Source organism: Amycolatopsis sp. NPDC051128 (genome assembly GCF_040682715.1).
Classification (GTDB): domain Bacteria; phylum Actinomycetota; class Actinomycetes; order Mycobacteriales; family Pseudonocardiaceae; genus Amycolatopsis.
Genome location: NZ_JBFBBN010000013.1, coordinates 101,198 through 123,327, shown reverse-complemented (window position 1 = coordinate 123,327; position 22,130 = coordinate 101,198). Strand labels below are relative to the sequence as shown.

25 protein-coding genes are annotated in these 22,130 nt (G+C 70.0%); 18 read left to right on the top strand and 7 right to left on the bottom strand.

Features of this window, described 5'->3' with window-relative positions; all coding sequences use genetic code 11:
• Window positions 1–108 precede the first annotated feature (108 nt).
• On the top strand, window positions 109–495 hold the full coding sequence (locus tag AB0M82_RS16515; protein WP_364722246.1) for a cation-transporting P-type ATPase: 387 nt from the start codon (window positions 109–111) through the stop codon (window positions 493–495).
• Here the strand turns inward: AB0M82_RS16515 and AB0M82_RS16510 are convergent.
• Window positions 482–937 carry a universal stress protein gene (locus AB0M82_RS16510; RefSeq protein ID WP_364722244.1) on the bottom strand — a complete coding sequence of 152 codons (456 nt, stop codon included), beginning with the start codon at window positions 935–937 and terminating at the stop codon, window positions 482–484. The two genes, AB0M82_RS16515 and AB0M82_RS16510, sit on opposite strands and share 14 nt — an antisense overlap.
• A gap of 171 nt (window positions 938–1,108) precedes the next feature.
• Between AB0M82_RS16510 and AB0M82_RS16505 the strand changes: the two genes are divergently transcribed.
• The 3 genes from AB0M82_RS16505 to AB0M82_RS16495 are packed head-to-tail and all read left to right on the top strand — an operon-like array spanning window position 1,109 to window position 4,535.
• Window positions 1,109–2,044 carry a nitroreductase gene (locus AB0M82_RS16505; RefSeq protein WP_364722242.1) on the top strand — a complete coding sequence of 312 codons (936 nt, stop codon included), beginning with the start codon at window positions 1,109–1,111 and terminating at the stop codon, window positions 2,042–2,044.
• Complete coding sequence (locus tag AB0M82_RS16500) at window positions 2,041–2,949, top strand: ABC transporter ATP-binding protein (protein WP_364722240.1); 909 nt, start codon at window positions 2,041–2,043, stop codon at window positions 2,947–2,949. Before AB0M82_RS16505 ends, AB0M82_RS16500 begins: the two co-directional genes overlap by 4 nt.
• Window positions 2,946–4,535, top strand: coding sequence for an ABC transporter permease (locus tag AB0M82_RS16495; protein WP_364722238.1), 1,590 nt, complete (start codon window positions 2,946–2,948; stop codon window positions 4,533–4,535). Before AB0M82_RS16500 ends, AB0M82_RS16495 begins: the two co-directional genes overlap by 4 nt.
• Window positions 4,536–4,578: 43 nt before the next feature.
• Here the strand turns inward: AB0M82_RS16495 and AB0M82_RS16490 are convergent, their stop codons facing one another.
• Window positions 4,579–4,980, bottom strand: coding sequence for a CBS domain-containing protein (locus AB0M82_RS16490; RefSeq protein ID WP_364722236.1), 402 nt, complete (start codon window positions 4,978–4,980; stop codon window positions 4,579–4,581).
• Window positions 4,981–5,187: 207 nt separating this feature from the next.
• Between AB0M82_RS16490 and AB0M82_RS16485 the strand changes: the two genes are divergently transcribed.
• The 3 genes from AB0M82_RS16485 to AB0M82_RS16475 are packed head-to-tail and all read left to right on the top strand — an operon-like array spanning window position 5,188 to window position 7,034.
• Complete coding sequence (locus tag AB0M82_RS16485) at window positions 5,188–5,787, top strand: hypothetical protein (protein ID WP_364722234.1); 600 nt, start codon at window positions 5,188–5,190, stop codon at window positions 5,785–5,787.
• Window positions 5,788–5,811: 24 nt separating this feature from the next.
• On the top strand, window positions 5,812–6,324 hold the full coding sequence (locus AB0M82_RS16480; RefSeq protein ID WP_364722232.1) for a universal stress protein: 513 nt from the start codon (window positions 5,812–5,814) through the stop codon (window positions 6,322–6,324).
• 11 nt (window positions 6,325–6,335) lie between these two features.
• Window positions 6,336–7,034 carry a CBS domain-containing protein gene (locus AB0M82_RS16475; RefSeq protein ID WP_364722231.1) on the top strand — a complete coding sequence of 233 codons (699 nt, stop codon included), beginning with the start codon at window positions 6,336–6,338 and terminating at the stop codon, window positions 7,032–7,034.
• A 313-nt stretch (window positions 7,035–7,347) separates the two neighbouring features.
• Here the strand turns inward: AB0M82_RS16475 and AB0M82_RS16470 are convergent, their stop codons facing one another.
• Window positions 7,348–7,944, bottom strand: a complete 597-nt coding sequence (locus AB0M82_RS16470; RefSeq protein WP_364722229.1) for a DoxX family membrane protein — start codon at window positions 7,942–7,944, stop codon at window positions 7,348–7,350.
• Between the two features lie 218 nt (window positions 7,945–8,162).
• On the opposite strand from AB0M82_RS16470, the gene AB0M82_RS16465 reads away from it, so the two are divergent.
• On the top strand, window positions 8,163–9,056 hold the full coding sequence (locus tag AB0M82_RS16465) for a universal stress protein (RefSeq protein WP_364722227.1): 894 nt from the start codon (window positions 8,163–8,165) through the stop codon (window positions 9,054–9,056).
• Here the strand turns inward: AB0M82_RS16465 and AB0M82_RS16460 are convergent.
• Window positions 9,002–9,247, bottom strand: coding sequence for a PLD nuclease N-terminal domain-containing protein (locus AB0M82_RS16460; protein WP_364722225.1), 246 nt, complete (start codon window positions 9,245–9,247; stop codon window positions 9,002–9,004). The two genes, AB0M82_RS16465 and AB0M82_RS16460, sit on opposite strands and share 55 nt — an antisense overlap.
• 154 nt (window positions 9,248–9,401) lie before the next feature.
• Here AB0M82_RS16460 and AB0M82_RS16455 point away from each other — a divergent pair, with 154 nt between their 5' ends.
• Both AB0M82_RS16455 and AB0M82_RS16450 read left to right on the top strand, forming a co-directional pair.
• Window positions 9,402–10,061 carry a CBS domain-containing protein gene (locus AB0M82_RS16455; RefSeq protein WP_364722223.1) on the top strand — a complete coding sequence of 220 codons (660 nt, stop codon included), beginning with the start codon at window positions 9,402–9,404 and terminating at the stop codon, window positions 10,059–10,061.
• Window positions 10,062–10,086: 25 nt separating this feature from the next.
• Entirely contained in the window at window positions 10,087–11,331 is a 1,245-nt protein-coding gene (locus AB0M82_RS16450) for an FAD/NAD(P)-binding oxidoreductase (RefSeq protein WP_364722222.1), read from the top strand.
• Between the two features lie 53 nt (window positions 11,332–11,384).
• On the opposite strand, the gene gap is transcribed toward AB0M82_RS16450, so the two are convergent.
• Complete coding sequence (gap, locus tag AB0M82_RS16445) at window positions 11,385–12,395, bottom strand: type I glyceraldehyde-3-phosphate dehydrogenase (RefSeq protein WP_364722220.1); 1,011 nt, start codon at window positions 12,393–12,395, stop codon at window positions 11,385–11,387.
• Window positions 12,396–12,559: 164 nt separating this feature from the next.
• On the opposite strand from gap, the gene AB0M82_RS16440 reads away from it, so the two are divergent.
• From AB0M82_RS16440 to AB0M82_RS16425, 4 genes are read left to right on the top strand one after another with little or no spacing between them, the layout of a single operon-like run.
• Window positions 12,560–13,057, top strand: a complete 498-nt coding sequence (locus AB0M82_RS16440) for a universal stress protein (RefSeq protein WP_364722218.1) — start codon at window positions 12,560–12,562, stop codon at window positions 13,055–13,057.
• Between the two features lie 7 nt (window positions 13,058–13,064).
• Window positions 13,065–13,892, top strand: coding sequence for an ATP-binding cassette domain-containing protein (locus AB0M82_RS16435; RefSeq protein WP_364722216.1), 828 nt, complete (start codon window positions 13,065–13,067; stop codon window positions 13,890–13,892).
• Window positions 13,889–14,704, top strand: a complete 816-nt coding sequence (locus AB0M82_RS16430; protein WP_364722214.1) for a slipin family protein — start codon at window positions 13,889–13,891, stop codon at window positions 14,702–14,704. The genes AB0M82_RS16435 and AB0M82_RS16430 overlap by 4 nt, the downstream gene beginning before the upstream one ends.
• Window positions 14,705–14,743: 39 nt before the next feature.
• Window positions 14,744–15,142: a hypothetical protein gene (locus AB0M82_RS16425; protein ID WP_364722212.1), complete on the top strand. Its 399-nt coding sequence runs from the start codon at window positions 14,744–14,746 to the stop codon at window positions 15,140–15,142.
• Here AB0M82_RS16425 and AB0M82_RS16420 read toward each other — a convergent pair.
• A complete protein-coding gene (locus AB0M82_RS16420; RefSeq protein ID WP_364722210.1) occupies window positions 15,139–17,139 on the bottom strand; it encodes an APC family permease in 2,001 nt (666 codons plus the stop codon). The two genes, AB0M82_RS16425 and AB0M82_RS16420, sit on opposite strands and share 4 nt — an antisense overlap.
• A gap of 178 nt (window positions 17,140–17,317) precedes the next feature.
• Here AB0M82_RS16420 and AB0M82_RS16415 point away from each other — a divergent pair, with 178 nt between their 5' ends.
• Window positions 17,318–17,623: a winged helix-turn-helix transcriptional regulator gene (locus AB0M82_RS16415; protein ID WP_364722208.1), complete on the top strand. Its 306-nt coding sequence runs from the start codon at window positions 17,318–17,320 to the stop codon at window positions 17,621–17,623.
• Window positions 17,624–17,629: 6 nt separating this feature from the next.
• On the opposite strand, the gene AB0M82_RS16410 is transcribed toward AB0M82_RS16415, so the two are convergent.
• Window positions 17,630–17,866: a hypothetical protein gene (locus tag AB0M82_RS16410; protein ID WP_364722206.1), complete on the bottom strand. Its 237-nt coding sequence runs from the start codon at window positions 17,864–17,866 to the stop codon at window positions 17,630–17,632.
• A gap of 416 nt (window positions 17,867–18,282) precedes the next feature.
• On the opposite strand from AB0M82_RS16410, the gene kdpF reads away from it, so the two are divergent.
• The 3 genes from kdpF to kdpB are packed head-to-tail and all read left to right on the top strand — an operon-like array spanning window position 18,283 to window position 22,129.
• Window positions 18,283–18,384, top strand: coding sequence for a K(+)-transporting ATPase subunit F (gene kdpF / locus AB0M82_RS16405; RefSeq protein ID WP_284740395.1), 102 nt, complete (start codon window positions 18,283–18,285; stop codon window positions 18,382–18,384).
• The gene (gene kdpA, locus AB0M82_RS16400; protein WP_364722204.1) at window positions 18,384–20,042 is read left to right on the top strand and encodes a potassium-transporting ATPase subunit KdpA; all 1,659 of its coding nucleotides are present in this window, start codon (window positions 18,384–18,386) and stop codon (window positions 20,040–20,042) included. Before kdpF ends, kdpA begins: the two co-directional genes overlap by 1 nt.
• The gene (gene kdpB / locus AB0M82_RS16395) at window positions 20,039–22,129 is read left to right on the top strand and encodes a potassium-transporting ATPase subunit KdpB (RefSeq protein WP_364722202.1); all 2,091 of its coding nucleotides are present in this window, start codon (window positions 20,039–20,041) and stop codon (window positions 22,127–22,129) included. The genes kdpA and kdpB overlap by 4 nt, the downstream gene beginning before the upstream one ends.
• The last annotated feature ends 1 nt before the right edge of the window (window position 22,130 follow it).

Genomic DNA, 22,130 nt, shown 5'->3' with positions numbered 1-22,130 from the left:
CGCGGAGGCGCCGCCGGTCGATGCCCGCGAGCCCGTCGCGCGGCTGCTGCGTGACCTGCGTAGGGGCCGTCCGGGTTGACGGCGCGGGAAGCCGATCGCAGGCTCCAGGTGAGCGGTCCCAACGCGCTGCCGTCGCGCGGCGGGCCGAAGTGGCCGCTGGCGTTGTTGCGGCAGTTCGTCCACCCGCTCGCGCTGCTGCTGGGGGTGGCGGGTGGGCTGGCGTGGGTCGCGGGCACCACGAACCTGGCCATCGCCATCGCCGGGGTGATCCTGCTCAACGGCCTGCTGGCGTTCTTCCAGGAACAGCAGGCAGAGAAGGCTGTCGAGGCGCTCGGCAAGTTCCTCCCGGACCGGGCGCCGGTGCTGCGGGACGGCCACGTGTGGCACGCGCCGGCGAGCTGGTGCCTGGCGACGTGCTGCAGGTTTCAACCAAGGGTGCGCCGCCCGACCACCCCCGAGAACGGACGATCAAACGCCGGATTCAGGCCGGCGTGAGCCGGTGGGCGGCCTCCGGGGTGATGACCACGACCGGGCACCGGGAGAAGCGCACGCACTCTCGTCCGACGCTGCCGAGCACCAGGTCCGACATCGCGCCGCCGCGGTGGGTGCCGAGGACCAGCAGGTCCGCGTCCGCCGACGCGGTGACCAGTTCGGTCGCCGGGTCGCCGTGCACTGTGCGGGTCTCCAGCTGCGCCGCGGTGTCGATGGCCAGCTTGGCGACGTGCTCGTCCAGCGAGTAGCCGGCCTCCGGCACGCGACCGTGGGGCTGGATGGCGAACGACGTCCCGGGCAGGAGCGAATCGCGCGGCCGGACGAGGATCGCGCGCACGGTGTCGGCGGCATGCGCGCCGATCTTCAGCGCCCACTGCAGGGCGGCGTCGCCGTGGGGCGTGCCGTCGATGCCGACGATGATCACGCGGCCGGTGGGTGAATCCATGATCTGCCTTCTTTCCTCCCGGTGTTACCGCGATCGTGCACGCGCGGCACCGTGCGTCGGTAGGGGACGAATTCCGCCGGATCGAGGGACTTTGTGCTCCGGTGCCGGTCCCGTGGCCGCGGCGACGATGAGAACGGCGGAGCGTCCGGCTCCGCGACGGGAGTGATCGCGATGACCGCCGCCGCACCGGCCGCACTGACCACCGAGCAGATCGGCTTCCTCGCGCGGGCGGTCAGCCGCGCGCCTTCGGTGCACAACAGCCAGCCGTGGCAGCTGCGCGTCCGCGGCACCGAGGTCGACCTCACGGTCGGGCACGGAGTCGAGCTGCGCCGGCAGGACCCCTTCGGCCGCGATCGGCTGCTGTCCTGTGGTGCCGCGCTCACCGACCTCGAGCTCGCTGTGCGCGCGCTCGGCCGGGACTGCCACGTCGAGTACCGCGACGAAGAAGACGTCGTGGCCACGGTGACGATCGGCCGCCCCCGACCGGCCTCGACCCGGGACTTCGCGCTGTACCACGCCATCACCCGGCGCCGCAGTCACCGGCGCGCGTTCTTCCACAGCCGAGTGCCCGAAGGCGTCCGCACCGCGGTGGCCGCGGCCGGGGAGGCCACCGGCGTGCACGTCGTCGAACCCGGCCGCCTGGGCAAGCTGGCCGAGCTGCTCGGCTTCGCCACCCGCGTGCTCCGTGACGACCGCGGTTACCAGCGGGAGCTGGAGCTGTGGACCGCGCACACCCACGGCTGGAACGCGGTCGGTGACGGCGTCCCCGAGGACGCGCCGGACGAAGTCGTGCTCGCCGGCCGGCTGGCCGCGGAGAACCTCCTGGTCGTCTGCACCGACACCGATACCCGGCCCGACCACCTCGCCGCCGGCGCGGCCCTGCAACGCATCTGGCTGACCGCGACGGCCAAGGCCCTGGTCGGTTCGGTGATCACCCAGCCGCTGCACCTGACCGGCTTCCGGGCGCGACTGGCGTCGGAGCTGGCCCTGCCCGGCGTGCCGCAGGCGATCTTCCGATACGGATACCCGGCCGTTCCCGCGGCACCCTCACCACGGCTCCCGCTCGGCGAGCTCGTTCCCGACGGACCGGCAGGAGGACGGCGATGACCGACGCGATCGAAATCGCCGGACTGCGCAAGCGGTTCGGCCGGACAACGGCGCTCGACGGCCTCGACCTCACCGTCGAAACCGGCGAGGTGCACGGGTTCCTCGGCCCCAACGGCGCCGGGAAGACGACCACACTCAGGCTGCTCTTGGGCCTGTTGCGGGCCGACGCCGGTGAAATGCGGCTGCTGGGTGGCGACCCGTGGCGGGACGCGGTGCCCCTGCACCGGCGGCTGGCCTACGTACCCGGCGAGGTGTCGCTGTGGCCCAACCTCACCGGCGGCGAGGTCATCGACCTGCTCGGCCGCCTGCGCGGCGGGCTGGATCCGAAGCGCCGCAAGCGTTACCTGGAGCTGTTCGAGCTGGACCCGCGAACCAAGGGCCGGGCCTACTCGAAGGGCAACCGGCAGAAGGTCGCCGTCGTCGCCGCTCTCGCGTCCGACGTCGAGCTGCTGCTGTTCGACGAGCCCACTTCCGGGCTCGACCCGTTGATGGAGCAGATCTTCCGCGAGTGCGTCCGCGAGGAACGCGAGCGGGGCCGGACGATCCTGCTCTCCAGCCACATACTGTCCGAGGCGGAGGCTCTCTGCGACCGGGTCAGCATCATCCGCGCCGGCCGCCTGGTCGACTCCGGCAGTCTCGACGAACTGCGCCACCTCAGCCGGACCACCATCACCGCGCGGCTCTCCGGCGCCGTGGACGGCCTCGCCCGCCTACCGGGCGTGCACGACTTCACCGCCGACGGCGACCACGTGCGGCTGACCGTCGACAACACCGAACTGGCGGCCGTGCTCGCCCTGCTGAGCCACAGCGGGGTCCGGAGCCTGACCAGCAACCCGCCAACCCTGGAGGAGCTGTTCCTGCGGCACTACCGCACCGAACCCGGCCGGACGGCGGTGCCGGCATGAGCTCGCTCACCGGCACCGGCGCGCTGGTCCGGCTGGCGGTGCGCCGGGACCGGGTCCGGCTACCGGTGTGGACCGCGGTGTTCACCGCGGTGGCGGCGTCCTCGGCCGCGGCGACCGCGGCGGTCTACCCGGCCACGGGTGACCAGCGGGCCGCGGCTGACAGCATCAACTCGGTTCCGGCCCTGGTAGCGCTCTACGGCCCGGTGTACGAACCGACGCTCGGTGCGACGTCTGTCTTCAAGCTGACCGCGTTCGGTGCCGCCCTGATCGCGCTGCTGATGATCTTCACCGCGGTCCGGCACACCCGGGCCGAGGAGGAAGCCGGACGGCGGGAGCTGCTCGGGTCCGCCGTGGTCGGCCGGTTCGCGGGCCTGGCGGCGGGAGTCGTCGTCACGTCGGTGTCGAGCCTGGTCCTCGGCCTCTTCAGCGGGCTGGGGCTCGCGGCGGCGGGGCTGCCGGTGGCCGGCTCGCTGGCGTTCGGTCTCGGCTGGGCGGCCGCTGGTCTCGTCTTCGGCGGGGTCGCCGTGGTGACCGCCCAGCTGACCAAGAGCGCGCGCGCCGCGTCGGGGCTCGCCGTGGGCGCGCTGCTCTCCGCGTACTTCCTGCGGGCGGTGGGCGACTCCGCCGGCCCGCCCTGGTTGTCGTGGGTGTCGCCGATCGGGTGGACCCAGCAGGTCCGGCCCTACGCCGGTGACGTCTGGTGGGTCCTGGTCATCCCCCTGCTCGTCACGGCCGCGCTGCTCGCCGTGGCGGCCGCGCTGGCCCGCGTCCGCGACATCGACGCCGGACTGCTGCCGGACCGCGCGGGTCCCGCACACGCCGGCCCCGTCCTGCGCGGCGCGTGGGGCCTGGTGTGGCGCCTCAACCGGGCGAACCTGGCCGCGTGGCTGGCCGGGTACGTCCTGATCGGACTGGTCCTCGGTGGTCTCGCGGGCAACGTCGGGAAGATGCTCGACAGCGACGGCGCCCGGGCGCTGATCACCGCTCTCGGTGGCGAACAGGCTCTCGAGAACGCCTTTCTCGCGGCCGAGTTCTCGATGGCGGGCGTGATTACCGCCGCCTACGCGATCACCGCGCTGGTCCATCTGCGGGGCGAGGAGCGGGCGCTACGGGTAGAGCCCCTGCTGGCCACCGCGCTCGACCGCCGTCGCCTGCTGGCGGGGTACCTGCTGCTCGCCGTGGTGGCGCCGGTGGGACTGCTCGCGGCGCTGGGTGTCACGGCCGGGCTGGCGTACGGCATCCGTATCGGCTCGCCCGGCGCCGAGGTCGCCCGGCTGGTCGGTGCCGCGCTGGCTCAGCTGCCCGCGGTCTGGGTGCTCGCCGGGCTCGCGGCGGCGCTGTTCGGCTTCCTGGCGCGGGCGGTGGCGTTCGCCTGGGTCGCGCTGACGACGTTCTTGCTGCTCGGTGAGTTCGGCACGCTGCTGAAGCTGGACCAGTGGGTGCTGGACCTGTCGCCGTTCACCCACTCGCCGAAGCTGCCGGGCGCGGCCGTCCAGGCCGCCCCGTTGCTCTGGCTCACCGCGCTGGGCGTGGTGCTGGTCGTGGCGGGCGTGGTCGGGTTCCGGCGGCGTGACGTCGCCGGCTGAGGTGAAGGGAAGAACGATGTCGGACGTCCCGGCGGAATGAGACTCAGACATGGCCGGCGGTCGCGCGCAGCACGTCCCGGAAGGTCACCATGCCGACCACGTGCCCGCCGTCGACGACCGGCGCCGAGCGCACGTCGGCGTCGGTCATCATCCGCGCCAGCTCGCGCACCTCGATGTCGCCCGGCACGGCGAGACCGGACTGGCGCATCACCGAGCCCGCCGTGCGCGGACCGCCGTCGAGCATCACGCCGGTGTCCGGGTCGCCGGGCGACGCGGGGGCCCGCAGGATGTCGGCTTCGGACACCAGGCCGATCAGCTTCCCGTCCGGGTCGACCACCGGCATCGTGGTGAACCCGTGGTGGGTCATCATCTCGGCGGCCTCCTCGAGCGTCGCGGAGGGCGCCAGGGCGAACGTCGGCGTCGTCATGATCTCGCGTGCGCGCATGGTCCGTGCTCCGTTTCGGGTCGGGTCTGCCGACCATCCCCGGTGATCCCGCGCGGGCAAAGAGTCCTAAGTCCTCGCGGGGGTCGTCGGAGGTCCCCCGACGCGAGGCGGGCGAGTCCGGCGTACCGGGGACCAAGGCCTCTTCGAACGGCCCGGGAAATCGATGATCCTGGTGGTAGCAAAGATTTCCGGCCGGAGGGCAGGATCATGAGCACGTCGTCGAGCCCGATCGCGCGGCTGTGGCGCACCATCCTGCCCTGCCGCGGTTCGGTGGCGCGGGCCTCGGACCGGCTCCAGGCCGGTCTGCTGGTCTTCGTGGTACTGCTCGCACTCGCCGCGCTGCCGGTCGCCGCCAGCCTCGGTTCGGAAACGTACGTCCGGCAACAGGCGCAGTCCGCCCAACAGCTGGGTGAGCGCACCCAGGTCACCGCGACCCTGCTGGCCGACGGACCGGCCATCACGGTCAACTCGCGCGCCGGCGTCGTCGGCAACGGCGAACCCGCCGATGCCACCTGGGTGCTCGCCGACGGTACCCGACGCGTCGGCCAGGTGGTCGCCGACCGGGGCACGCTCAAGGGCGAAACGTTGACGATCTGGGTGGATCGGAACGGCACCCCGGTGGATCCGCCACTGAGTAGCGCGGGTGTCGTCATCGACGCTGTCGGCGTCGGATTCGGCCTCTGGCTCGGCACGCTGGCCCTGCTGGCCGCCTGCTACCGGCTCACGGTGTTCTCCCTCGATCACTTCCGCCTCGCCCAGTGGCAGCGGGAGTGGTTCCAGGAGCAGGACCACAAGACCCATTCCTGACAACGAAGAGAAGGTGAAAATCCCATGACCACGGCAAACCAGGGCGACATCGTCGTCGGCGTGGACCATTCGGCGGTGAGCGTGGCCGCTCTGCGCTGGGCGGTTTCGGAAGCGGCGGTGAGCGGCCGTCAGGTCGTCGCACTGCGCGCGTGGACGTTCGAACCGGTATACGACCTCGGCGCGGCGGTCGCCGGCACACCGCAGACGGTCCTCGACCGGGAGCGGCAGCAGCTCGAGGAGGTCGTCGGCGAGGTCCGGGCCGAGCACCCCGGCGTGGCCGTCCGGGCCGAGCTGGTCGAGCACTCGGCCGCGGTGGCGCTCGAGGAGGCGTCGAAGACGGCGGCGATGCTCGTGCTCGGCAGTCACGGCCGCGGCCGGCTGCTCAAGCTGCTCGTCGGCTCGGTCGCCGCGCACTGCCTGCGCGATGCGAACTGCCCCGTCGTCGTGATCCCGGTGCGGACCATCCCGGAGCCGGCGAAGGAAGCGGCGCCGACGCTGGAACCCGCGGGCAACTACCACCCGGGCCCGCTGCTGTGAAGGAGATCCAGATGCCCAGCCGCCGTAAAGTGGGTTCGGTGATGACGACCGACGTCGCCACCGTCGGACCGGACACCCCGTTCAAGGCCGTCGCCGTCCTCCTGGCTTCGTGGAACATCAGTGGAGCGCCGGTGGTGGACGAGGACGGCCAGGTCCTCGGCGTCGTCTCGCAGGGCGATCTGCTGGAGCACGAGGCTCCGCACGGTATGCTCAAACCGGGTTCGCGGCAGGCGAGGAGGAAGGCCGGTGCGGCGTTCGTCGCCGACCTGATGACCAGGCCCGCGGTGACCGTCCGTTCGGACGACGATGTCACGGTGGCGGCGAAACTGCTGGAGCAGCACCACTTCCACCGGCTGCCGGTGGTCGACGACGCGGGCAAGCTCGTCGGTGTCGTGTCCCGATCGGACCTGCTTCGGGTATTCCTCCGCACCGACCAGGAGATCCGCGACGAGGTTCGTGACGAGGTGCTCCTGCGCGACATGGCTCTGGACCCCTCGTCCTTGTACGTCGCGGTGCACAACGGCATCGTGACGCTCAACGGGGAAGTCGAGCGGGAAAGCATGATCCCGGTCATCGTGGCGCTGGTCCGCCGGGTCGACGGTGTCGTCGAAGTGCGGCAGAGCCTGAAGGCCCACTTCGACGACCGGGGAGTATCCCCGGTTCCGCCGGGTCAGGTCGGAATCCTGAGCTCACACAAACCGCACAACTGAGTTTCGAGGCACGGCGAAGCGACCACCGTCCACTCCGGACGGCGGCCGCTTCGTGTTCGGTGAAGCGATGAGTCCTGGACGTCGGCCACCAAGACGCGGCGGTGCAGGGTGACGGATATGCGGATGCCCGCCGTCCCAAGGGTACTTCGTCGGCGGTGCGGGTCTTTGCGGGATGCTCCGAAGACTCCGGACCGCTGCAACCCGATCTACCGCGGCCGTTTTCGAGCGGTGCCGACTCATTCTTCTCCTTGCCTTTCCGGGACAGGGGAACGGGCGCCCGCCGGTCGGCGGGCGCCCATGGAGGGCAATCGATTCAGCGCAGCCACTTGCGGTCGCCGACGAGGGCGGCCCAGCGGCGCCCGAGTCCCCACGTGTTCCCGGCCGCGGCGGCGGCCACCACGATGAGGACCAGCGCGTAGATGATGTGGTAGTCGATGACAGGGTTGGTGGAGTGCGTCGGTTCGCCGGTGCTGGTGCTCAGGGCGAACGGCCATTCGGCGGCCCACATCATGAGCATCATCAGCGAGCCGGCGATCGCGCTCAGCCGCAGGCCGATGCCCGCGATGACGGCGATGCCGATGGCGGCCAGGCCGAGCATGAACAGCGTGTTGGCCCACCAGGTGCCGGCCCAGGCGTGGAAGATCGACTCGAACGGGCCGACGTGGACGCTGCTGAGGAAGCCCTTGGTGGGGGAGCCGCCGCTGATCCAGGCGCCTTTCGCCGGGGTTGCATAGCCGAGGCCGAACAGCTTGTCCAGGAACGCCCACAGGAAGACGAATCCGGTGGCGATGCGTAAGACAGCCAGGGACTTCCCGGCGATGGTGGGTGCGGTGACGAAGTCGGTGACCGGCGCGGGTTCGGTGGTTCGGTGGCCCGAGGTGGTCTTCTTCTCATCCGGTCGGATGGACATGGGAAACCTCCGTTCCTTCGGTGTTGCCATCAGTTTCTGCCGTCGCGGCGGCGCGGTCTGGGGTCGAAGGTCCCCGGCCGGGAGGCCCTTGGGCGCCGGTTGACGGGACCAGGCGGAATGGACCAAAGTCCTGCGAAACAAGGACGGAAGCCCCGCGCCGGCAGCGGCTTCAGCCGGTTGGCTTTTCCGCGTAAGCAGTGACGGGAAAGGGGAAGCGGATGACCGGCTCGGCTTCAGCACTGGTGGTCGGTGTCGACGGCTCGGCGGCCGCGTTCACGGCGGTCCGCTGGGCGGCGCGCGTCGCGCGGGAACGAAACCTCGGTCTTCGCCTGGTCCATGCGCTGGCCGAGCTGCCCCCGCCCTACCCACGGAGCGACCCGACGTTCGAGCAGATCCAGCGGGCGGTCGGTGCGCGGGGAGAGCGCATGCTCGCCGAGGCTCGTGCCGTCGCGTCCCGTCCGGATGCCGAGACCGTGGTGCGCTCGGAACGGCCCGCCGAGGCGTTGCTCTCCGAAGCGGAAGGCGCGGCGATGATCGTGCTCGGGACGCCGGGCCTGCGCCCGCTCGGCCGGGTGCTGCTCGGGTCGGTCTCGGTGGCGTTGGCTGCCCACGCGCCGTGCCCGGTCGCGTTGATCCGGGCGCATGCCGGAGAGGACGTGCCGCCGGCCGAAGGGCCGGTGGTCGTGGGCGTCGACGGCACTCCGGCGAGTGAGGAGGCCATCGCGGTCGCGTTCGAGGAGGCGTCCTGGCGGGATGCGCGGCTGGTCGCGGTCCACTGCTGGCACGAAGCGTTCCTGGCCGCCGTCTTCGAAGAAGGCAGGTGGACGATGGACAGCTCGGCAGTGGAGGAGCACGAACACGAATTGCTCGCCCAGCGGCTGGCCGGCTGGCAGGAGAAGTACCCGGACGTGGTCGTCGACCGCGTCGTGCGGGCCGGACGCCCGGCCGAGCAGCTGCTCGACCTCGCCGACCGGGCGCAACTGCTTGTGGTCGGGAGCCGCGGCCGGGGCGGCTTCAGCGGCCTGGCCCTGGGCTCGACGAGCCAGTCGCTGATGTCCTACGCCCTCTGCCCGGTCGTCGTCGCCCGCGGCACCCGCCCGCACGCGAAGTAGACCACCGGGCCGACGTAGTTCACCGCGATCACCAGCGCCCACAGCCATTTCGGCCCGCGGACGCGGCCGGCGGGCAGGCGGACGAGATCCCACCAGGCCGCCGCGGCGAGCAGGAGCTGCACGCTCGCCGCGGCGCCGATTCCCGTGCGCTGCCGCGCGGTCAGGTCACGCCACCGCCTGTGGTCTCCCATGTCGTTCTCCTCTTGTCGGGCTTCCAGGCAACGGCATCGGAATCCCCGGCGCAAAGGGGCGAAAGGCCTCTCGGCCGGGGACCGTAGCCAGCCGTGCGAAGCACGTGCCGGCTTCTAACTTGGCCGGAGAAGGATTTTCGACGGAGGTGGAGTCATGCGTGGTCCGCTGGTTTCCGACCTGATGAGCCGGCCGGTCGTGTCGGCAGGTTCCGGGACGTCGTTCAAGGAACTGGTCGCCCTGCTGGCCGAGCACGCCATCGCGGCGATCCCGGTGGTCGACGAGCACCGGCGCCCGATCGGCGTCGTCGGTGAGGCAGATCTGCTGGCCCGGCACGGCCGGGACGCCCGACGCGAGCGCGGGCTCGGGCGGCTGCGCGTGTGGACCAAGGCACAAGGCCTGACCGCGCGCGAGCTGATGACCCGCCGCGTACCCACCGTGGCGAAGGACGAACCCGTGGCCGGAGCGGCCCGGCGGCTGGTGGAGGCGAACCTGCGCTGCCTCTACGTCGTCAACGGCGCCGGCCACCTCGTGGGCGTTCTCGCACGGCGAGACGTCCTGCGCGCATTCCTGCGGCCGGACGAGGAGATCAAGGAAACCGTCGAGCGCGAAGTCCTGCAGCGGTCGATCTGGGCGGACCGTTCGAATGCCGGGGTCCAGGTCGACGACGGCGTCGTGACGCTCAGCGGCGTGATCGACCGGCGCAGCGAGGTAGAGCGCGCGGAGTGGCTCACCGAAGCGGTGCCGGGCGTGATCGCGGTACGCAACCGCTTGAAGTATCTGCAGGACGACGGGACGGCCGCCCAGCCGCGCTGAGGACTCTCGACGATCGGAGTTGGTGATGAAGCGCATCGTGATCCTCGGCGGCGGCACCGGCGGAACCCTGGCGGCGAACCGTCTCCGCCGTGACTTCGGCGACGGCGCGGAGATCACCGTCGTGGACCAGGACGACGACCATGTGTACCAGCCGGGGCTGCTGTTCGTGCCCTTCGGCATGGCCGACGCCGATGACCTCGTCCGGTCGCGTCCGGGCCAGCTGGCCGACGGGGTCGGCTACCACCGTGGAGAAGTCAGGCATGTCGACATCGACACCGACCGGGTCCACCTGGCGGACGGCACGACCCTCGGTTACGACGTACTGGTGATCGCCACCGGCGCGCGGCTGCTGCCGGAGGAGACCGACGGGCTGACCGGCCCGGGCTGGCGCTCGCACGTCGACACGTTCTACGACCTCGACGGCGCCATCGGCTTGGCGTCGGCCCTCGAAGCCTTCCACGGCGGCCGGCTGGTGGTGAACGTGATCGACCTACCGGTCAAGGGCCCGCTCGCGCCGCTGGAGTTCTGCTTCCTCGCCGATTGGTACTTCACCGAGCGGGGCCTCCGCGACCAGGTCGAGCTGTCCTACGTCACGCCTCTCGACGCCGCGTTCACCGAACCGGTCGCCGCGCGGACGCTGGCCGGTCTGCTCGAGGCCAAGGGCATCGAGCTGGTCACCGGGTTCAACACCGGCGAAGTCGACGGCACCCGCGACCGGCTCGTCTCCTACGATGGTCGTGAAGTCGCCTTCGACCAAGCGGTGGTCGTCCCGCTGCACGGCGGCGCGTCCTATGTGGACCGTTCGCCAGGCCTCGGGGACGAGCTCGGCTTCGTCCGCGCCGACGAGCACACCCTGCGCTCCGCGGTGCGGGACAACATCTTCGTCCTGGGAGACGCCGCGTCGCTGCCCACTTCCAAGGTGAGCTCCGCGACCCACTTCGCGGGGGAGGTGCTGACTCGCAACGTCGGTCAGTTCCTCGACGGCCGCGAGCTCGACGCGAGCTTCGACGGGCACGCGAACTGCTTCGTCGAGAGCGGGTTCGGCAAGGCGCTGCTGATCGACTTCAACTACGACACGGAGCCACTGCCCGGCCACTACCCGGCCGACGCGGGCCTGCCGCTGCTCAAGGAGTCGCGGCTCAACCACCTCGGCAAGCTGATGTTCCCGTGGCTCTACTGGCACAGCCTGCTGCCCGGGCGGGACCTGCCCGGCCTGTCGAGTGCGATGCCGCGCGCGGGTAAGCAGTTCCCGCTCCCGATTCCTCGATGAGGAACGGGTGCCCGCCGGGCCGGGTCACCGGCGGGCACCCGCGGCGTCGCTCGCTACAACGATCGCCCGATCAGCTCCACGAGCTCGACCGTGCGGGTCGCGTAGCCCCATTCGTTGTCGTACCAGCCGAAGACCTTCGCCAGGTGCGAGTCCGCCTTGGTCAGCTGCGCGTCGAACACGCACGACGCCGGGTCGCCGATGATGTCGCGGGACACGATGGGCGCTTCGGTGTAGCGCAGGATGCCCTTGAGGTCGCCGTCGGCCGCCTCGGCGAACGCGTGGTTCACCTGCTCCGCCGTCACCGGGCGTTCGAGCTCGACCGTCAGGTCGGTCAGCGAGCCGTCTTCGACCGGGACGCGGATCGCGACGCCGTCGAGCTTGCCGGCCAGTTCCGGCAGCACCAGGCCGATCGCTTTCGCCGCGCCGGTGCTGGTGGGCACCATGTTGACCGCGGCCGAGCGAGCACGGCGCGGGTCCTTGTGCGGGCGGTCCAGCAACGCCTGGTCGCCGGTGTAGCTGTGGATCGTGGTGAGCAGGCCGCGCCGGATGCCGAACGCGGAGTGCAGCACCTTCACCATCGGCGCGACGCAGTTGGTCGTGCACGAGGCATTGGAAATGATGTGGTGCTTCGCGGGGTCGTAGTCGCCCTCGTTGACCCCGAGCACGATCGTCGCGTCGACATCCTTGCCGGGCGCGGAGATCACGACCTTCTTGGCGCCTGCGGCCAGGTGCACGCCGGCGGCTTCGCGGGTGCGGAACTTGCCGGTGGATTCGACGACGACGTCGACGCCGTACTCGCCCCACGGCAACTGGGCCGGGTCCGCGGTCGAGCTCACCTGGATCAGGTGGTCGCCGACGCGCAGGGCTTCGCCGTCGACGATCTCGACCGGGATGCGCAGCCGCCCATAGGTGGAGTCGTGCACGAGCAGGTGCGCCAGCATCTCCGGAGACGTGATGTCGTTGACCGCGACCACCTCGATCGGGCTGTCCGGGGTTTCCAGCACGCACCGGAGGATGTCGCGTCCGATCCGGCCGAAGCCGTTGATCCCGAGCCGTACCGTCATCTGCTTCTCCCTGTCGTCGTCTGTTCTTCCTCGATGGTCCGCACCGCGTGTCCCCGCTCGTAGGGCCCTTGGTCCTCGCAGGTCGGGCAGAACGGCAGCTTCGCCGCGCGGCCGGAAGGCGTTGGCTGGCAATCGAAGGAATCGGCAGCGCGGAAGGAGCAGTGATGACGGACGGAACCGCAAAGGGCCGGATCGTGGTCGGCGTCGACGGTTCGGACGCGGGCACGGCCGCGTTGGTCTGGGCCACCGCCCAGGCCGAGGTGAGCGGCGCCGAGCTGGACGTCGTGACGGTGTGGACCCACGACGAGATGCTCGACGACGCGTCCGTGAACCGGACCCTCGAAGAGGCTCGGCGAGTGCACGTCGACGAGCTGGAGAAGCTCGTCACCGCGGTGACGAAGGGGCACACGGGAGTGGTCGCCCGCTACGCGGCTCCGGAGGGGGATCCGGCGGACGTCCTGACCACGCGCGCGAAGGAGGCGACCATGCTGGTCGTCGGCAGCCACGGCAAGGGCAAGCTGCGCGAGATGCTCGCCGGCTCGGTCAGCAGCGCCTGCCTGCGGCACGCGAGCTGCCCGGTCGCGGTGATCCCGCCGCCCGCCCACACCCCGGAGACCACGCTCGGCCGCCAGGTGGCCGAAGTGGCGCCGGGCAAGTTCTGAGCCGGCCGTGACCGCCACCGCCGAACGGGCCGCAGACGCCCCGGACGCCGCCGAACCGGCCGGGGCGCCGCTGCTGCGCGTCCGGGGCGTCACCAAGAAGTTCGGCCCGGTGCAGGCCCTGGCCGGGGTCGACCTCGACCTCCCGGCCGGGCAGGTGACCACATTGGTCGGCGACAACGGTGCGGGTAAGTCCGTGCTGATCAAGTGCGTCGCCGGCATCCACGCCCCGGACGCCGGTGAGTTCACCTGGGAAGGACGGCCGGTGCGCATCCGCAGCCCGCGGGACGCGGCCGCGCTCGGCATCGAGACCGTGTACCAGGATCTCGCGCTGTGCGACAACCTCGACATCGTGCAGAACATGTTCCTCGGCCGCGAACACCTGCGGCACGGGGTGCTCGACGAGGACCGGATGGAGCTGGCCGCGAAGGAGACGCTGCACAGCCTCGGCGTCACCACGGTGACTTCGGTCCGCCAGCCGGTCGGGTCGCTGTCCGGTGGCCAGCGCCAAGCGGTGGCGATCGCGAAAGCCGTGCTGTGGCATTCGAAGCTCGTGATCATGGACGAGCCGACCGCGGCGCTCGGCGTGCAGCAGACCGAAGTGGTGCTCGAGCTGGTCCAGCGCCTGGCCGAGCGCGGCCTGGGCGTGATCGTGGTGTCGCACAACATGAACGACGTCTTCGACGTGGCCGACCGCATCGCCGTGCTGTACCTCGGCCGGATGGCGGGTGTGTTCACCACCGGAGAGCTCACCAAGGAGACGGTCGTCGACCTGATGACCGCGGGCCGTTCCGACCGGATGGGCGGAACGAGCCGAGTGAAGGGAATCGCATCATGACCGTGTGGTTGATCATCGCCGCAGTCGTTCTCGTCCTGCTGGCACTGTCGATCCGGATCGTCAAGCAGTACGAGAAGGGGGTGCTCTTCCGGCTGGGCCGGGTCATCGGGGTGCGCGAGCCGGGGTTGCGGTTGATCATCCCGGTGATCGACGTGCTGCACCGCGTTTCGCTGCGCATCGTCACCATGCCGATCCAGTCGCAGGGGATCATCACGCGGGACAACGTGAGTGTGGACGTGTCCGCGGTGGCGTATTTCCGGGTGGTGGACGCGACGAAGTCGGTGGTGGCGATCGAGAACGCGTATGCGGCGATCGACCAGATCGCCCAGACGACCCTGCGGAAGGTCGTCGGCCAGCACACCCTGGACGAGACGCTGGCGGAGACGGACAAGATCAACTCTGGCATCCGGCAGATCCTCGACGTCACGACGACCGAGTGGGGCGTGGAGGTGACGTTGGTGGAGTTGAAGGACATCCAGCTGCCGGAGTCGATGAAGCGGGCGATGGCGAAGCAGGCGGAGGCCGAGCGGGAGAAGCGAGCCAAGATCATCAATGCGGAGGGTGAGTCGCAGGCGGCGGCGGCGCTGGGTGATGCGTCGGACACGATGATGGCGCATCCGCTGGCGTTGCAGCTGCGGAACCTGCAGTCGTTGGTGGAGATCGGCGTGGACAAGAACACCACGGTGGTCTTCCCGGCGCCGTTGATGAGCACGATCGGGGAGCTCGGGACGTTCCTGGCCCGCGAGGCCGCCGCCGCGGTCTCCGGGAAGGTCGTGCCCAACGGTGAAAGAGCGGTCCCAGCCGCCCGTTGACCCACCGGCGCCCGGATTTCGGGCCGGGACGCCGGATTCGTGGCGCACCACCATCACCGCGAGGAGCACGAGCCAGGCGAAGTAGGCGTAGGCGTTGATCCGCTCGAAGCCGCCGGCCCACGCGGTGTGGTTCACCGCGAGCCCGCGCATCGCCAGCGAGGAGGCGATGCCGAAGCCGACGACCACGGCCGTCGTCGCCAGCGCGTAACGGCGGAACCAGCCCGGGAAGGCGACGGCGGAGAGGAACATCATCGTCACCACGAGCAGCTGAACACGCCCGACAAGACGGTATGGGGTTACAGCACGCCGGGCGGCGACAAGACCCTGACGGCCTCGATCACCTACGTGGACACAGGAATCGCTCCCACGCAGGCGTATCAGAAGGCGGTGCAGCGACTCCTCACCGAGGTGTTCTGCGCCGGCGGCCAGGTCGGCTAGCGGCGCTGAGTGGTGACGCCGCGCCGGATGTCACCGGGCAGGGGGCGGACACGCTGGAGGTCGCGGCGCTTGGTGGAGTGCAGCTGCCAGGGGACGCTGGTGACCATCACACCGGGTTCGAACAGCAGGCGCCCCTTGAGCCGCAGTGAGCTCTGGTTGTGGAGCACGTTTTCCCACCAGTGGCCGACGACGTATTCGGGAATGTAGACGCACACGACGTCCCGCGGGCTGGAGCGGCGAAGGTTCTTGACGTAGGCGACGACCGGCCGGGTGATCTCGCGGTAGGGCGATTCGAGCACCTTGAGCGGGATCTTCCGGTCGCGTTGCTCCCACTGCCGCTGGAGTTCGCGGGTGTCGTGGTCGTCGACGTTGACGGTGATCGCGGTGAGGGTGTCCGGCCGGGTCGCGCGGGCGAACGCGATGGCGCGCTGGCTCGGTTTGTGCAAAGTGGACACCAGCACGATGGCGTGGACGCGGCTGGGCAGCAGTTCACTCTCCTCGTCCGGCAGGAGTTCTTCGCGGACGTGCGTGTAGTGCCGGTGGATCCCGCGCATGACGACGTAGAGCACCGGGATGGCGATGACGACCAGGTAGGCGCCGTGGGTGAACTTGGTGATCATCACGACGACGAGGACGACGGCGGTGAGCACCGCGCCGACGGCGTTGATCAGCCGGGACCGCTGGATCGACAGCCGCGCGCGGCTGTCGGTCGCGGTGGCGAGCTCGCGGTTCCAGTGCCGGACCATGCCGGCCTGGCACAACGTGAAGGAGGTGAACACGCCGAGGATGTAGAGCTGGATCAGCCGGGTCGTCGAGCCGTCGAACGCGAAGATCAGCACTCCGGCGACAACCGCGAGGGCGACGATGCCGTTGGAGAAGGCGAGCCGGTCACCGCGGGTGTGCAGCTGGCGCGGGAGGTAACGGTCTTGGGCGAGGATCGAGGCGAGCAGCGGGAAGCCGTTGAACGCGGTGTTGGCGGCGAGGATCAGGATCAGAGCAGTGGCGGCCTGCATGAAGTAGAACATCGCCGAGTGGTCGCCGCCGAACACCGCGGCGGCGATCTGGCTGATCACCGTGCGCTGCGGGTCGGTGGTGCAGTCGCCGCGGAACCCGGCGAGGTCGCAGGTGTTCTCGGCGATCCGGACTTGGCTGATCATGGCGAGGGCGGTGATGCCGCCGAACATCACCACGGCGATCACGCCCATCGCGGTCATGGTCTTCGCGGCGTTGGCGCTCTTGGGCTTGCGGAACGCCGGGACGCCGTTGGAGATCGCCTCGACGCCGGTGAGCGCGGTGCACCCGGAAGAGAACGACCGCAGCAGCAGGAACACCAGCGCAAGGCCGGTCAAGCCGACCTGTTCGGCGCGGACGTCGTAGCCGGCGCTCTCGGCGACTGGAGCGTGGCCGGCGACCGCCTGCCCGAGACCGAGTGCGATCATCAGCACGACCCCGCCGATGAACAGGTAGGTCGGGACGGCGAAAGTGCGGCCGGACTCGCGGATCCCGCGCAGGTTCATCGCCATCAAAACCACGACGAACCCCAGGTTCAGGGCGATCCGGTAGTCGTTCAGCTCGGGGACGGCGGAGATGATGTTGTCCACTCCGGACGCCACCGACACCGCGACGGTCATGATGTAGTCGACCATCAGCGCCCCGGCGACGACCAGGCCGGCGGAGCTGCCGAGGTTGCGGGAGGCGACCTCGTAGGAGCCGCCGCCGCTCGGGTAGGCCTTGACGACCTGCCGGTAGGACAGCACGACGACGGTCAGCAGCACGGCGACCGCCAGGCCGATCCACGGCGCGAGCGTGAGGTAGGCGAGCCCGCCGATGCTCAGGATGAGCAGGATCTCCTGGGTCGCGTAGGCGACCGACGACAGCGGGTCGCTGGCGAAGATCGGCAGCGCGAGCCACTTGGGCAGCGTGGTCTCGCCGAGGGTGTCGCTCCGGAACGGCCGTCCGAGTACCAGCCGTTTGAGCCATGACGTAGGTGCTGGCACGTACCGCAGCGTGCCTCGCGCGCGGACGAACCGGCGTAGGGATTTCGTCAAGATCCGGGCAGCCGCGTAGAGATTCCGTCAAGGAACGCGGGGCAGTCGTCAGTGTTGCGTCAACGACGGGCCCTTGGTCCGGTCCCGCGTGCTTATCGTCCCCGGCACCACTGCCCGGGGAGCTGCCATGGCCGACGATCGCCTCGCGCGCGTGATTTCCTGTCCGGGTGCGGTCGAACTCCTCGACGAACTCGCGATCGGTCCGCGCCGGTTCGCCGAGCTGCGCGGGAGGGTCCCGCGGCGGATGCTCGGGCCGGCTCTTCGCGTTTTGGTGGCCGAGGGCGCTCTCTGTCGCCAGGGGGCGGGAAGCTGGGACTCGCATCCGGGTGGCGACGCGCTGATCCTGCTCACCGGTCCGGGGCGGCAGTTGATGGCCGAATTGTCCGATTTGGACGTCTGGGTGGCCGTGTATGACCGTTACCTCAACGGTTAGCCGGGATCACGACAGGACCGGTGGGTCGAACAATGCCTGGGCCGAGTGGATGCAGTCGAGGATGTCGCGCGCCAGCTGCGCGGCCGGTCGCCGGGTAGCGGACTCGGCCAGCTGGAGGTCGCGGACCTGGCCGTCCAGCGTCACGATCACCGAGATCGCGCCGTCGTGGCTGGTGTGGCTGATCTGGACGTTGCTGCGGTTTCGCGGGGGAGCGGGCTGACGGGTGTCGGGGTCGGCGGCCAAGGGGAACTCCCGGGGTAAGATCCGGTTCGGGGTACCGGAACCATTGATCGTTCAAGCGTGGCGCGGAATTCCCGCCGAAGCGAGCCGTTCACCCGGCCGACGCCGAGTTGTGACCAAGTCCGAAATGGACTCCCGATGACCGCTCGACTACCTCGATCGGGTGGGCGACGTCTCACTGTGTAGTCACACCCGTTAAGAACGCGTCAACGGGGTGCTGAGCCGCGTCAAGACTCCGTCAGGTGGCACCCGGCCAGGAACTCCGGCAGGCACGATTCCGGCTGCCGGGTGACCATTCGGTCCACCCCTGGTTGGTGTGCGTGAGAAGGGAGCAGCCGCATGGCCGATCTGGCTTATGTGCTGCTGGCGATCGTGGTGTTCGCCGTGCTGGCCTTGACTCTGCGTGGATTGGAGCGGTTGTGAGCGGCACCGGCGTGTTCGCCAACGTCGTCGGCGGCGTCCTCGCGTTGGCCCTGATCGTCTACCTGTTCATCGCGTTGATCAAACCGGAGAAGTTCTGATGTCCTCGACGTGGGCCGGCCTGGGACAGGCCGGCCTCCTCCTGCTCGCCTTGGCGCTGGTGTACCGGCCGCTGGGCGACTACCTGCACCGGGTGTTCACGAGCACCAAGCACTGGCGGCTGGAGAAGGCCGTCTACAAGATCGTGCGCGCGGACCCGGATTCCGAGCAGCACTGGAAGACCTACGCCTCGGGCGTGCTGGGCTTCTCCTTCGTCTCCGTGCTGTTCCTGTATCTGCTGCAGCGCATCCAGCCGCTGCTGCCGCTGAACTTCGGCCGCACAGTCGACCCCGCGGTCGCCTTCAACACCGCGATCAGCTTCGTGACCAACACGAACTGGCAGTCCTACGTCCCCGAGGGCGTCATGGGCCACGTGGTCCAGATGGCCGGGCTGACGGTGCAGAACTTCGTCTCCGCCGGCGTGGGCCTGGCCGTGGCGATCGCGCTCACCCGCGCGTTCGTCCGGTCGAAGAGCGACCGGCTCGGCAACTTCTGGGTCGACCTGACCCGCGGCACGGTCCGGGTCCTGCTGCCGCTGTCGTTCGTCTTCGCGATCGTGCTGGTCGCGCTCGGCGTGGTGCAGAGCCTCAAGTCCGGTGTCGCGGTGACGAACCCCGACGGCAGCTCCAGCACCATCGCGCTGGCTCCGGCGGCGAGCCAGGAGGCGATCAAGGAGCTCGGCACCAACGGCGGCGGCATCTTCAACGCCAACTCCGCGCACCCGTTCGAGAACCCGAACTCCTGGTCCAACCTGATCCAGATCTTCCTGCTGCTGGTCATCCCGGTCGCCCTGACCCGCACCTTCGGCAAGCTCGTCGGCAACACCAAGCAGGGCTACGTCCTGCTCAGCGTCATGGGCGCGCTGTGGGCGGGCATGCTCGCCGTGATCTGGTGGGGCGAGACCCACGCGAACGGCGCCGCCGCCCGGCTGGCTGGCGCGGCCATGGAGGGCAAGGAAACCCGGTTCGGGCTCGCGGCGTCGGCGTTGTTCGCCGACTCGACGACGGGCACGTCGACCGGCGCGGTGAACTCGATGCATGACAGCTTCACCGGGCTCGGCGGCTTCGGGACGCTGCTGAACATGATGTTCGGCGAGCTCTCGCCCGGCGGCGTCGGCACCGGCCTCTACAGCATCCTGGTGATGGCGATCATCGCGATGTTCCTGGCCGGGCTGATGGTCGGGCGCACCCCGGAGTACCTGGGCAAGAAGCTCGGCAAGCGCGAGGTCACCTGCTCGGCAATCGCGATCCTCGCGATGCCGACGGTCCTGCTGATCGGCGCGGGTGCGGCGCTGCTGATCCCGGGCAACACCGACGCGTTGAACAACCCGGGCGCGCACGGCTTCTCGGAGCTGCTCTACGCCTACACCTCGGCCAGCAACAACAACGGCAGCGCGTTCGCCGGCATCACGGTGACCAACGACTGGTACCAGTCCACGCTCGGCGTCTGCATGGCGCTGGGCCGGTTCGTCCCGATCCTGGCCGTGCTGTGCCTGGCCGGTTCCCTGGCCGCCCAGCGCAAGGTGCCGGAGACGGCCGGCACGCTGCCGACCACCAGCCCGCTGTTCGCCACCCTGCTCGCCGGCACGGTCGTGCTGGTCGCGGCCCTGACCTTCATCCCCGCCCTGGCCCTCGGGCCGATTGCCGAGGCTCTCGCATGACCATGACGACCGAACGTTCCGCCGGGGAAGTGACCCAACGCCACGTCGAGAACGCGGGCCGGGTCGGCGCGGGCGTGTTCAACCCCCGCCAGCTGTGGACGTCCCTGCCGGACGCCCTCCGGAAGCTCAGCCCGCGCCACCAGCTGCGCAACCCCGTCATGTTCGTGGTCTGGGTCGGGTCGGTGCTGGTCACCGTCTTCGCGATCACCGATCCGGGCGTGTTCAACATCGGTGTCGCGCTGTGGCTGTGGTTCACCGTGCTGTTCGCGAACCTCGCCGAAGCGGTCGCCGAGGGCCGTGGCAAGGCTCAGGCCGAGTCCCTGCGCAAGACCAAGAAGGAGACCGTCGCGCGGCGCCTGACCGAGGGTGGCTCTGAGGAGCGCGTGCCGGGCGTCGACCTGAGGATCGGCGATCTGGTCGTCGTCGAGGCCGGTGAGGTGATCCCGGGCGACGGCGACGTCGTCGAGGGCATCGCGACCGTCGACGAGTCGGCCATCACCGGCGAGTCCGCCCCGGTCATCCGCGAGTCCGGCGGCGACCGCAGCGCCGTCACCGGCGGCACGACCGTGCTGAGCGACCGGATCGTCGTGAAGATCACGACCAAGCCGGGCGAGTCCTTTGTGGACCGCATGATTGCGCTGGTGGAAGGCGCTTCGCGGCAGAAGACGCCGAACGAGATCGCGCTGACCATCCTCTTGGCGGTGCTGACGATCATCTTCGTCCTCGCCGTGGTGGCCCTGCAGCCGATGGCCCGCTACTCCGGCGGCCTGGTCTCGGTGATCGTGCTGACGGCGTTGCTGGTCTGCCTGATCCCGACGACGATCGGCGCGCTGCTGTCCGCGATCGGCATCGCGGGCATGGACCGCCTGGTGCAGCGCAACGTCCTCGCGACATCGGGCCGCGCGGTCGAAGCCGCGGGCGACGTCTCGACGCTGCTGCTCGACAAGACCGGGACGATCACTTTTGGCAACCGGCAGGCCACCGAGCTGATCCCGGTCGGTTCGTCCACCGTCGACGACCTGGCGATCGCGGGCCGGCTCTCCAGCCTGGCCGACGGCACCCCGGAAGGCCGCAGCATCGTCGACCTGTGCGCGCGGGAGCACGTCCTGCCGGCGGAGCCGAGCGAGGCCGAGAAGTCCGGCGAGTTCGTCCCGTTCACCGCCCAGACCCGGATGAGCGGCATCGACCTGAACGGCCGGGTCGTCCGCAAGGGTGCGGCGAGCGCGGTCCGGGCGTGGGTCGCCGAGCATGGCGGCACGGTGCCGGACGAGGTGCACACCGTCGTCGACACGATCAGCGCCGAGGGCGGCACGCCGCTCGTCGTCGCCGAGCAGGTCGAGGGCGTCGCGTCGGTGCGCGGCGTGATCCGGCTGTCGGACGTCGTCAAGCCGGGCATGAAGGAGCGCTTCGCCGAGCTGCGCACGATGGGCATCAAGACCGTCATGATCACCGGTGACAACCCGCTCACGGCGCGGGCCATCGCCGCGGAAGCCGGGGTGGACGACTTCCTCGCCGAAGCCAAGCCCGAAGACAAGATGGCGCTGATCAAGAAGGAGCAGGAGGGCGGGCGGCTGGTCGCGATGACCGGAGACGGCACGAACGACGCTCCGGCGCTGGCGCAGGCGGACGTCGGGGTGGCGATGAACACCGGGACCATGGCGGCCAAGGAGGCCGGCAACATGGTCGACCTCGACTCCAACCCGACGAAGCTGATCGAGATCGTGGAGATCGGCAAGCAGCTGCTCATCACGCGCGGCGCGCTGACGACGTTCTCCATCGCCAACGACCTGGCGAAGTACTTCGCGATCCTGCCCGCGATGTTCGCGGCGATCTACCCCCAGCTCGGCACGTTGAACATCATGGGCCTGCACTCGCCGGACTCGGCGATCCTGTCCGCGGTGATCTTCAACGCGCTGATCATCGTGGCGCTGATCCCGCTCGCCCTGCGCGGCGTGCGGTACAAGCCCTCGACCGCGAAGTCGCTGCTGCGGCGCAACCTGCTGGTCTACGGGCTCGGCGGCATCGTGACGCCGTTCGCCGGGATCTGGCTGATCGACCTGCTCGTTCGACTGATTCCGGGAATGTGAC